Here is a 10,774-nt window from a genome sequence, read left to right on the forward strand (position 1 = left end):
TTCATTGGAACATAACGCAGACATTCCTTCTCCAACAAGAGCAGGTGTATTAGGCATTACTCTTACAACCTTTAACTTTTTCCCGAAAGCATTCTCAGTACTCTTAATACTTTTTCCCGCAGCAATAGTTACGACTATTACATCGTTTTTTATCTGCTCTTTTATTTGGTTAATTACGGATGAATATAGATCTGGTTTGATTGATAAAATTAAAATATCAGCATTCTTAGCAACTTCATTGTTGTCAGTAGTTGTAGTTATGTCATATTTTTCACTAGCATTTTTTAAATTAATGACGTTTAAATCTGAACACATTATTTTATCCGGAGAAACTATATTTTTGTTAATCATCCCACCTATCATAGCGATACCCATGTTTCCGCATCCGATGAATCCTATTTGTTTATTCATAATAATTCGATCTTGCTCCTTTTATTATAAATTTTTATTGATTTGAAATTATTATTCTAAGAAAATTAATGATATCCCGTATAGAAGAAATAAACATTGTAAACTATATCGAGACTAGTCTCTTATTTCTTGTTCAACCCACCTATTAGGGTTCTGGTGCAAAAATAACACGAAAGAGAATAAAACGCATATATTCCTAGCGGAATCATATCTTATGCTGTAAGCCCAAACAATTGGTGAATGAATTCTTTCTGATTTTGGACAGACTGATCTAATCTTATCCCATTTCCATCAAGTTAATAACACAGAATCCCACCTAAAATGAAAAAACGCGCTATTCTTTTTGTAGAATCATAGGAAAAGATGACGTTTTTGTATGGTTATTTCTGTATCTGATGAATTACAATTATTTGCTCAAGAGATTCAAAATATCTCATTTCCAAATACCTTACGGGATCTGGCGAGAGATGTTGGCTTTTTGTAACGAACAAGTAAGTATCAAGCAAAAGGTGCATTGATTCACTCAAATTAAGGAGTTCATTATACGGATCCTAATTTCCAAAAAACAGTTAAGGAACTAGGGTTACAATAATCTATGTCACGAAGAGGAAACTGTTGGGATAACTCTCCCAAGAATCTTTTTTAGGTCCTCTGAAAGATGAAGTCTTTATTAAAGACTCTAGATAAATTAAAAAAAGAAAATAAACAATATATGATTTACTACATATACCAATGGAATTTAAAAAAGGTTATCCCTATGCAATAAAGAGATCACCTTCTTAAAGTTACCTAGGCTTTTGTATGTCCTTTACAAGGGTACGTTTTAAGAAATAAAGGAGCTTTCCATTCATATAATCATTAAAAGCAGAAGTAAAGTGGTGATAATTTTTTCGGCATTAATACTCTTTGATTAATTACCATTTTAAATAAATCTTATATAATATTTTTTAATAATTATTAATTTTAAAATTATATTTATTTAATTAAAATTGTTATTTATATAACTCCTATTATTTGAAGTGGAAGTTTATAGTTAAGTTTAAGAAAATACATTTAAGTTCCAAATAATTATCGTCGTAGATAATATTAAACAGAGTGTTGCAGGAATAATCATTAAGATAGATTGATGTGCCCGAAAAATATGAGCATGAATGGCTCCGACCATGAGAACTACTAATAATATATTTGATCCGATTGCTAAGTATGGATTCCAGATACCACCGATTATTCCTATTGCCCCAACAATTTCAATAAAACCGATTATAGACATGAACCATAATGGATATTGATAGTGTTGCCAATGTTCAATCTGAAAAGGTATACGGAAAAGTTTTATGAATCCCCCTACTAAAATAAAAATTGCTAAAACTACCTGAAGAACAATCATCATTCAAGTTCGCTCCTTTTAAGATTTTGTTCGTTTCCATTTTATTTACAAATAACTAGATATATATGTATTTTATAGATAATAGAAAGAGTAACATACATGTTTTAACGTTCTATACGCTAAGAACTAAGTAGAAGACCTTTTGCTATTCATCTATTAAAGTAAGGGTTTGTTGATTTAAATCAAAGTTATAAACACGTCCTTTACATGTTTACAAAAATCCACTCTGATAATAATCAATGGTCATTAAGTGATTTTTTGTTAAATTTCTTAAGAACATAGATTTATCCGCTTTCTCACTACTAATCTCTATAAATAGCCTGTAAGTAAAAGAATCTAAGCCAATAAAAACCATCATGTAAACTCCCCTTATAAAAAAATTGACAATTTTTTTATAAGGGGAGTTTACACGCTTTTAAACCTATTCTAATAGAAGCGTATCTTTAATTTATAATTAATACTACAAAATCTAATCAAAAAGTACATGATTTTACAAAAAAATATTAAGTATTAGAAAAGTCATTTTGGTGTCAAAACTTCAAGATAAATGCATTAACAATTAAAAAGTTTTAAAAATATAGCAGGCTATCTCATTCGGGATAGCCTGTTTCAAATACATGCAATCTTTGCTCCATAACATTTTCTTTTTTCAAGACAAATACTTATTTCAATACAATTGTCTCTTCTGATAATCTTAATAGATTGTTTTTAATTTCAGCTATACTGATATTTCTTCTTGAAACACCAGTTTCCATTGCAGCACGCGCAACAGCATATGCCACATGCGGCACCACTCTAGGATCAAACGGATCTGGAATGACATAGTTTACATGAAGCTCTTCTTCTGAAATTAACTCAGCTATTGCATAAACAGCTGCTAGCTTCATTTCTTCATTAATTTCTTTTGCTTGTACATCTAAAGCTCCACGAAAAACTCCGGGGAATGCTAGTACATTATTTACTTGATTAGGAAAATCAGAACGACCTGTACCAACTACTAGTGCACCAGCCATTTTTGCTTTATTAGGCATAATTTCAGGTGTAGGGTTAGCCATAGCAAAAATAATAGGATTATGATTCATAGAACGAATCATTTCCTCATCAACTACACCTGCAGCTGATACCCCAATAAATACATCAGCACCACTAAGAGCGTCTGCTAATGTTCCCCGCTTCTGTTCTATGTTGGTAATACGAGCTATTTCTTCTTTAAGTGTATTCATGCCAATAGGTCGGTTTTCATATATTATCCCTTTTGTGTCACACAAAATAACATTTTTAACATGCATATGAAGTAACAGCTTAACAATAGCTATCCCAGCAGCACCAGCGCCATTTACAACAACCTGCGCATCTTCCATTTTTTTACTTGCTAACTTAAGAGCATTAATTAGGCCAGCAATAGTTACAATAGCTGTACCGTGTTGATCATCATGAAAAATAGGAATATCACAGGATCTTCGTAAGCGCTCTTCAATTTCAAAGCATTGAGGTGCTGCAATGTCTTCTAAATTTATCCCCCCAAAATTGGGTTCTAATAATTTAACAGCCTCAACAATCTTATCTGGATTATTAGTGTTTAAACAAATAGGAAAAGCATTAATCTCAGCAAATGACTTGAAAAGTAAAGCTTTTCCCTCCATTACTGGCATAGCTGCTTTAGGCCCAATATTCCCAAGACCTAGTACTGCAGTTCCATCGGATATAACTCCAACGAGATTCCCTTTCATTGTATAATCATATACTTTACTTTCATCTTTATAAATCTCTAAGCATGGTTCAGCAACGCCTGGTGAGTAAGCAAGACTTAAATCTGTCGAATTTTGCACTTTAACTTTAGGATAAACACCGATCTTACCCTGCTTTTCTTTATGCATTTTTAATGCTTCATCGCGTAAAGGTGACATATAATTTCGCTCCTATAATTAAATTTTTTATTTTCCTATAATTAAGTTAGGAATTGTTTAAATCAACTTTTTTATTACCTCTATCTTAAACTTGATAGTTTATGACTATACGTGGGATTTCTAATATAATCATCATTTCTTTTTGATTTATTTCATATTCTTCTAAAAATTCAATTTCAGTTTATATTGATAGCTACAAAAGAAGACACAAACTAACGTTTTAAAATTTATTAATATTTCTTTTTGAATCCGTATTAATAGATTCAAATTTTTCATTTTTGAGGTATTTAATTTCGTCAGGTTGATAGCGATGGTCTTTTGGCTTATTCCTATGTATTAGTAACCATTATTTATTTTTATAACCTTTTAACATATCTTTTGAATAGCGATTTGGGTATAAAGCATTTAACATCTCGTATGGACTACCATTCCAATATCTTCTTAATGGCGTCCATAATTTATGTTTTATTAACCACCTTTGTGTGTATGTAGATAGTAATTGCTCCTCTGTTAGTTTTTCCTTTTCTTCAATAGTCCATTTCAGCGCCTCTAATGCTTTTTTTTCGGTCCAAAATCCGGTAGGTGTAAATTTAAATTCCCATTCTTTATTTTGACCCGGATATAATTCATTGAGCATAGAGTACGGACTGTTCTTCCATAATATCTGACAAGGAGAGATTAATTTATGAATAGTTAGCCATTTTACACTGTAAACTTGTAATAATTGAGCAGGAGTTAACTTTTCTTTCGTTTCAATAGTCCATCTTAGTGCCTCTAATGCTTTATCTTTGGTCCAAAACTTGTTAGGAGTCATACTAAATTCCCATTCTTTAAATTTATTAGGATATAAAGCGTTTATCATTGCATAAGGGCTACCATTCCAATACATAACTAATGGTGCACTGAGTTTATTTTCTTTTACCCATTTTTTTCCGTATATCTTTAGTAGTTGTACTTTACTTAGCTGTTCTTTTTCTTCAATAGTCCATTTTAATACTTCAAGAGCTTTTTCTTTAGTCCAAAAATTTAAAGGTGTCATACTAAACTCCCACTCTTTAAATCTATTGGGATATAAGTCTTCAATCATTTTGTATGGACTGTTATCATAACCATGTTTGAGCGCACCGAGTAGTCGATATTTTATAATTAAAGGCGTATTCCATTTTTGTTTAATATCCTCTTCATTCCACTTTAAAATTGTTTCAATTAAATATTTTGTTACTCTTCTAGATAGATCTCTATTGTCATCTTCTTTCCATGTATTCGCTGGGAACCTACTTCTTTTACCGTCTAATACTTCTTGATAGATTTCCTCTATTTTCACTGCTCTTGTTTGCACTTCAAAACTTTCTCCCATTTAAACTAGTAAAGGACATGTGGCGATACCCCTTTCTTCCCTAATGCAAAATAAAACGCCCTTATTAATTGCTGCTATTTACTTTATGGAGTAGAAGCGATGCATATGATGAAGAAAGAACAAAAATTTAATAGAATCATTTTTTTAATTTATAATAAAGATGACATAAAAAAACAAAAAGTTACAAAAATTTTTAAATTAAAATTTTTGTAACTAAGGTTCTTGCTCAATGAGATTATTGACGTATATTAATGTACAATGAAAGGTATTTTTCAAAAAGTCTATCTTCTGTAATTTTTTAAAAGCACAAATTATTGAAACGATTGTGCTTGATAAGAATTTTACACGGCAACGATGCCAGCAATAGATTTTGACTTTTGGTAGTAAGAATTTGTTTGATTATACTATTTGAACGACTGTTCCCTTATAAGTGTTAATAGGTGCCCGGCAAGTTCCTACTTTTATACCAAGATTATTATAATGTTGTTTTATATTCATAATAGTTTGATGATATGTAACTTCATCAATTAATTGTTTTATCTTATAGTGGTCAACCGGCCTATTCATTAACAAGTTATTGAACGCTTGCTTGATTTCTTTGGGATAAACATTCCCTACCATACTAGAAAGCCCATTACATCCATTATTTATCTTTTCTATGAAATTGATATCTCCTCCAGCAAACAAAATAAAATCATCAGGTAGTTTTGTATTTTTATAACGATTAATATCGCCCTCCTCTTTAAGCCCAATAAGATTAGAGTGTTGTGTAATAAGAATATTAAGAGATTCAGTCCGTAAGTCAAAACCAGTTCGAAAAGGGTTATTATAAAGAACAACTTTTTTAGTCGTATGCTTAAACAATTCATTAACATAGAAAATTGCCTGTTGTTGTGTTGGTTGAATATAGGGTGGAAAATCAAGCAGAATTATATCGAAGACAGACTTTTCAATTGCTTGAATAAGCTTTATCGCATCACTTGTTCTTGTAGCTGAGACACCAAACAAAACATCGCATCACTAATAATAGTCTTTTTATGTCTATTAAAGAGGCAAAGCCCCCTCTTTACTTTGCCTCTGTCCTTCTATTTCTTATATCCGAATCTGTCCATTCCCACGAATCACATATTTTGTGGAAGTCAATGCAGACAGACCCATCGGTCCCCGCACGTGCAGCTTTTGTGTGCTGATACCGATTTCTGCGCCGAAGCCAAATTCAAAACCGTCAGTAAAGCGAGTCGAAGCATTATGGTAGAGCGCCGCGGCATCGACGGACGTGAAAAACTTGCTGACGTTTTCCTCGTTCTCTGTAATAATCGCTTCGGAATGCATGGATCCATAAGTATTGATGTGGTCAATCGCTTCTTCAACAGAGGAGACAATTTTGACTGCTAGCGTGAGAGACAAAAATTCTCTTCCCCAGTCTTCTTCTGAAGCAGTTACAATAGAGGAATCCATTACCAATACCTTCTTATCCCCATGCAACTCCACTCCTCTTTCCTTTAAGGAAGAAAAGAGCTCGGTACCAAAGCGCTGCGCCCACTTCTCATGAAGTATAATCGTTTCAATTGCATTACATACAGATGGACGCTGCGTTTTGGCGTTTATGATAATATCAAATGCCATTTGTTTATTCGCTGTTTCATCAATGAAAATGTGACAATTTCCCGCACCTGTTTCTAATACAGGAACAGACGCTTCTCTCACTACAGTATCTATTAGCTGCTTGCCACCTCTTGGGATAAGAACATCCAAGTACTCGTTTAATGTAAACAGCTGCTTTGCGCCATCTCTTGACGTATCTTCAATGAGCTGTACGCTTTCTGGAGGCAAGCTCGATTGTTTGAGCGCTCGGTGAATGACAGCAACGATGGCTTTGTTAGAATAAGTAGCGGAAGAACTACCACGCAAAATCACTGCGTTTCCTGTTTTTAAGCAAATTGTGGCCGCATCAACTGTTACGTTCGGTCGCGCCTCGTAAATCATCCCGACAACACCTAGTGGCACACGCATCTCCTGAATAGACAATCCATTCGGCCGTTCCCATGCGGTTACACATTCTCCAACAGGATCACGCAAATCAATCAGCTGCCGGATACCCTCTGTCATATCAATAATGCGCTGTTCATTCAGCATTAGGCGGTCAAGTATAGAAGCAGACATTCCTTTCGCTTTACCTTCTTCGATATCTCGTTTGTTCTCCTTCAAAATATAGGGTGTCTCTACTATCAATTGCTCAGCAATCGCCGCAAGTGCCTTGTTTTTTTGATTAGTGGATTTGAGTACAAGTTCTCCAGCAATCTTTTTCGCTTTTTGTCCCTTTTCCAACACTTCGTTCATTTTCATTTCCTCCTTTTAAAGATTTAAAATATAAAACTTGAAGCGTGTTTAACTCTGACAACTTGGCCCTACCATCCAAGACTCTTCTACATAGATATTAGGTGAATCAAGCAGATTTAAGACGGAGGACTCTGTTCTCTTCACTTGAACGAATCCTCTCTACTCTTAAAATGAAACCCAATTATCCCTATGAATGACTTCATAGCTATGTCTTTCGTCTTGAACTTGAATGTCGTGACTCTGCATACCTTTTATATCTTGTAATTCCTCTGCACTATATCTACATTGTCCTTTCCCTATGACGCGTCCTTGTTGTGTGATGACCTCAACGACTTTGCCTGCTTGAAAGAACCCAGACACATTGGTAACACCGGCAGGGAGAAGACTTTTTCCATGCTGAATGATGGCAGCGGCTGCTCCGGCATCCACTTCGATTTGTCCGCTGACAACAGAATGTAGCGCAATCCATTGCTTGTTCATCTTGATCACTTTTTGAGGAGCATTACCGATGTACGTTCCGTCACCTTTCCCCTTCAAAACATCTAAAAACTTCTCCTGTCCACGCCCTGTTCCGATGAATACACTCACTCCAAGTGATAGTGCGGTCTTTGCAGCATCGATTTTCGATTTCATTCCGCCAGTTCCAAGTTTTGATCCAGCATCTCCAGCAAGAGCAGCGATTTCTTCCGTAACTTCAGGGAGAAAGTAATATTTTTTTGCACCCGGATTTTTTTGAGGATTTCGGTCATACAAACCGTTCACATCTGTAAAAATTATGAGCATATCAGCTGATACAAGCCCGCTTACTAAAGCAGACAACATGTCATTATCACCAAATGTCAGCTCCTCTAAAGAAATAGAATCATTTTCATTGATTATAGGAAGAGCGGAACGATTTAGTAGCTCCCCTAAAGTGGCGTAGGCATTACTGTATTGTTCTTTTCTGGAGAAATCACTTCTCGTCAGCAAGAGTTGCGCAGTAACGATCTCATATTTATGGAATTCTTCCGTATACGCCTGCATTAACAGACTTTGCCCAACAGCCGCGGCAGCCTGTTTTCCTTTTATTGTCACAGGTCGGCTAGGATACCCTAGAGCGGAAAAACCTGCAGCGACAGCCCCAGATGTAATTAGCAACACTTCATGTCCTTCCTGTTTCAGTCGCGCCAAAGCAGCAACGTGATCTGAAAGCTGTTCTTCAGAGATTCCACCATGATTAGCTGCCAAAGAACTACTTCCAATCTTCACAACAATTCGTTGTTTTTTCACTTTTGTACCTCCTAGTCTAAATTCAAAGTTTTTTGCAAAATTAGCTTCTATACATGCTATTTAGCAAAGAATTCCCTAATGAATACTGGCTATCTAGCAACAAAGGGCAAAATAAAAATGACCACTCCGCCCTAAAAAAGGACGAAACGGTCATTGTTCCGCGGTACCACCTTCATTGATATAAATATATATATCCGCTTAACACCTGTAACGAAGGCATACGCTTAAACTTTCGTTTAAGACTCAGGGATAGGTTCGATACTTTCTATACGAGGAATCTTTCAGCCAGTGAATTCCACTCTCTTTCGCAAGAAGACATATGTACTAGTTCCCTTCAACGATTTTCAATTTGATTTTTATACATTATGTAATATAATGCATTTTTATGTCAAGAGGCGTTTTTATTAAATAAAGAAATTTTCTAAAAAGCCCTTAGCTTAAATTATTTAGAATATACGCGTTTCGTACAGAATAAAACCGATTTCTATATATTTTTTGTATTGCAAAAAACAATGCACTCTCTTAAAATGTTTTTTTATATTGCATGGGATATTTTTAATTTTTTCAAAATAATAACTTCAAACTGATATAATTTATTATAAAAGGAGCAAGATCGAGATATTATGGACAAACAAATAGGATTCATCGGATGTGGAAACATGGGTATCGCTATGATAGGTGGGATGATTAATAAAAATATAGTTTCTCCGGATAAAATAATTTGTTCAGATTTAAACATCATTAATTTAAAAAATGCTAGTGAAAAATATGACATAACTACAACTACTGACAACAATGAAGTAGCTAAGAATGCTGACATTTTAATTTTATCAATCAAACCAGATCTATATTTATCCGTAATTAACCAAATAAAAGAACAGATAAAAACCGATGTAATAGTCGTAACTATTGCTGCGGGAAAAAGTATTAAGAGTACTGAGAATGCTTTCGGGAAAAAGTTAAAGGTTGTAAGAGTAATGCCTAATACACCTGCTCTTGTTGGAGAAGGAATGTCTGCGTTATGTTCCAATGAAATGGTTGCAGAAAGAGATTTAGAAGAGATACTCAATATATTTAATAGTTTTGGTCAGGCAGAGATAGTAAGTGAAAAATTAATGGATGTTGTAACATCTATTAGTGGTTCTTCTCCAGCATATGTATATATGTTTATAGAAGCCATGGCAGATGCTGCTGTACTAGATGGTATGCCAAGAAATCAAGCCTATAAATTCGCGGCTCAAGCTGTATTAGGTTCTGCAAAAATGGTATTGGAAACGGGAATACATCCAGGTGCATTAAAGGATATGGTTTGTTCTCCAGGTGGAACGACGATAGAAGCTGTAGCAACATTAGAGGAAAAAGGTTTAAGAACAGCTATCATTTCAGCTATGAAACGTTGTACTCAAAAATCTGTTGAATTATCCAGTCTCACTAAAGAGTAAAAACTAAGTTTATCACATTTGACTTACATTATGTCTCACTATCAATAGCAAACAAAATGGACAAATTCATCCCTATTTGAATTTGTCCATTTTATCTTTTTCTTTTATATAGGGGTAGTACCACACATCCATCAACTTAAGAAAAAGAAATGCCCCCAAAACGAAAAAATGAGCGGCTTCTCAGAATTGCTATCTGTAGAGAAAGAAAATTTTAATTTAGGGGGATGTGAAAATATTAGCTTGATGGTGATGAAGTGGGACCCCAAACAGTACGATTTTATCGTTTTCCGACAGAAGACTCCTTCCTCAAAAATGTGAAGGTGTGAAAACACCAATTTTAGGTGGGAGATGAATGTCGGTAGGCGTAAGCCTACTTTTTTTAGTATACTGTAGGTATCCTACGAAAAAAGTGAGGTGCAACCCATGTTAGTAAATCAGGCATATAAATTTCGTATCTATCCAAATAAGGTACAAGAAATATTAATTGCTAAAACTATCGGTTGCAGTCGCTTTGTATATAACCATTTTCTTGCTCTCTGGAATGACACCTATAAAGAGACAGGAAAAGGATTAACCTATCCTTCTTGCTCTGCCGAGCTTACTCAATTAAAAAAGCAACAGGATACACTTTGGTTAAAAGAAGTAGATAGTATTGCTCTTC

9 protein-coding genes, 1 pseudogene and 1 other annotated feature are annotated in these 10,774 nt (G+C 34.4%); of the genes and pseudogenes, 3 read left to right on the forward strand and 7 right to left on the reverse strand.

Going from position 1 to position 10,774, the window contains the following annotated elements:
- Positions 1 to 411 (reverse strand): pyrroline-5-carboxylate reductase family protein (locus tag KFD70_RS27735; RefSeq protein ID WP_431613517.1); only part of this gene is annotated, 411 nt, incomplete at its 3' end.
- A 505-nt stretch (positions 412 to 916) separates the two neighbouring features.
- Between KFD70_RS27735 and KFD70_RS27740 the strand changes: the two are divergent.
- Positions 917 to 1,177, forward strand: a pseudogene (locus KFD70_RS27740) (IS3 family transposase); the annotation flags it as partial.
- 273 nt (positions 1,178 to 1,450) lie between these two features.
- Here KFD70_RS27740 and KFD70_RS27745 read toward each other — a convergent pair.
- The 6 genes from KFD70_RS27745 to proB all read right to left on the reverse strand — a co-directional run bounded on the left by KFD70_RS27745 (position 1,451) and on the right by proB (position 8,722).
- Complete coding sequence (locus tag KFD70_RS27745; protein ID WP_336454515.1) at positions 1,451 to 1,801, reverse strand: DoxX family protein; 351 nt, start codon at positions 1,799 to 1,801, stop codon at positions 1,451 to 1,453.
- A gap of 659 nt (positions 1,802 to 2,460) precedes the next feature.
- Positions 2,461 to 3,705 carry an NAD(P)-dependent malic enzyme gene (locus tag KFD70_RS27750; protein ID WP_336454514.1) on the reverse strand — a complete coding sequence of 415 codons (1,245 nt, stop codon included), beginning with the start codon at positions 3,703 to 3,705 and terminating at the stop codon, positions 2,461 to 2,463.
- Positions 3,706 to 4,051: 346 nt separating this feature from the next.
- Complete coding sequence (locus KFD70_RS27755) at positions 4,052 to 5,044, reverse strand: DUF4046 domain-containing protein (RefSeq protein ID WP_336454513.1); 993 nt, start codon at positions 5,042 to 5,044, stop codon at positions 4,052 to 4,054.
- A gap of 417 nt (positions 5,045 to 5,461) precedes the next feature.
- Positions 5,462 to 6,070 carry a dihydrodipicolinate synthase family protein gene (locus KFD70_RS27760; RefSeq protein ID WP_336454512.1) on the reverse strand — a complete coding sequence of 203 codons (609 nt, stop codon included), beginning with the start codon at positions 6,068 to 6,070 and terminating at the stop codon, positions 5,462 to 5,464.
- A gap of 84 nt (positions 6,071 to 6,154) precedes the next feature.
- Positions 6,155 to 7,402, reverse strand: coding sequence for a glutamate-5-semialdehyde dehydrogenase (locus KFD70_RS27765; protein ID WP_336454511.1), 1,248 nt, complete (start codon positions 7,400 to 7,402; stop codon positions 6,155 to 6,157).
- Positions 7,403 to 7,567: 165 nt separating this feature from the next.
- A complete protein-coding gene (gene proB, locus KFD70_RS27770; RefSeq protein WP_420792388.1) occupies positions 7,568 to 8,722 on the reverse strand; it encodes a glutamate 5-kinase in 1,155 nt (384 codons plus the stop codon).
- A gap of 83 nt (positions 8,723 to 8,805) precedes the next feature.
- Positions 8,806 to 9,018 (reverse strand) — a binding site (T-box leader).
- 276 nt (positions 9,019 to 9,294) lie between these two features.
- Between proB and proC the strand changes: the two genes are divergently transcribed.
- Together proC and KFD70_RS27780 are read left to right on the forward strand one after the other, a co-directional pair.
- On the forward strand, positions 9,295 to 10,113 hold the full coding sequence (gene proC, locus KFD70_RS27775) for a pyrroline-5-carboxylate reductase (RefSeq protein WP_431613518.1): 819 nt from the start codon (positions 9,295 to 9,297) through the stop codon (positions 10,111 to 10,113).
- A 423-nt stretch (positions 10,114 to 10,536) separates the two neighbouring features.
- On the forward strand, positions 10,537 to 10,774 hold a 238-nt coding region (locus tag KFD70_RS27780; protein ID WP_431613519.1), incomplete at its 3' end, for a helix-turn-helix domain-containing protein.

Source organism: Bacillus pfraonensis (assembly GCF_050768835.1).
Taxonomy (GTDB): domain Bacteria; phylum Bacillota; class Bacilli; order Bacillales; family Bacillaceae_G; genus Bacillus_A; species Bacillus_A pfraonensis.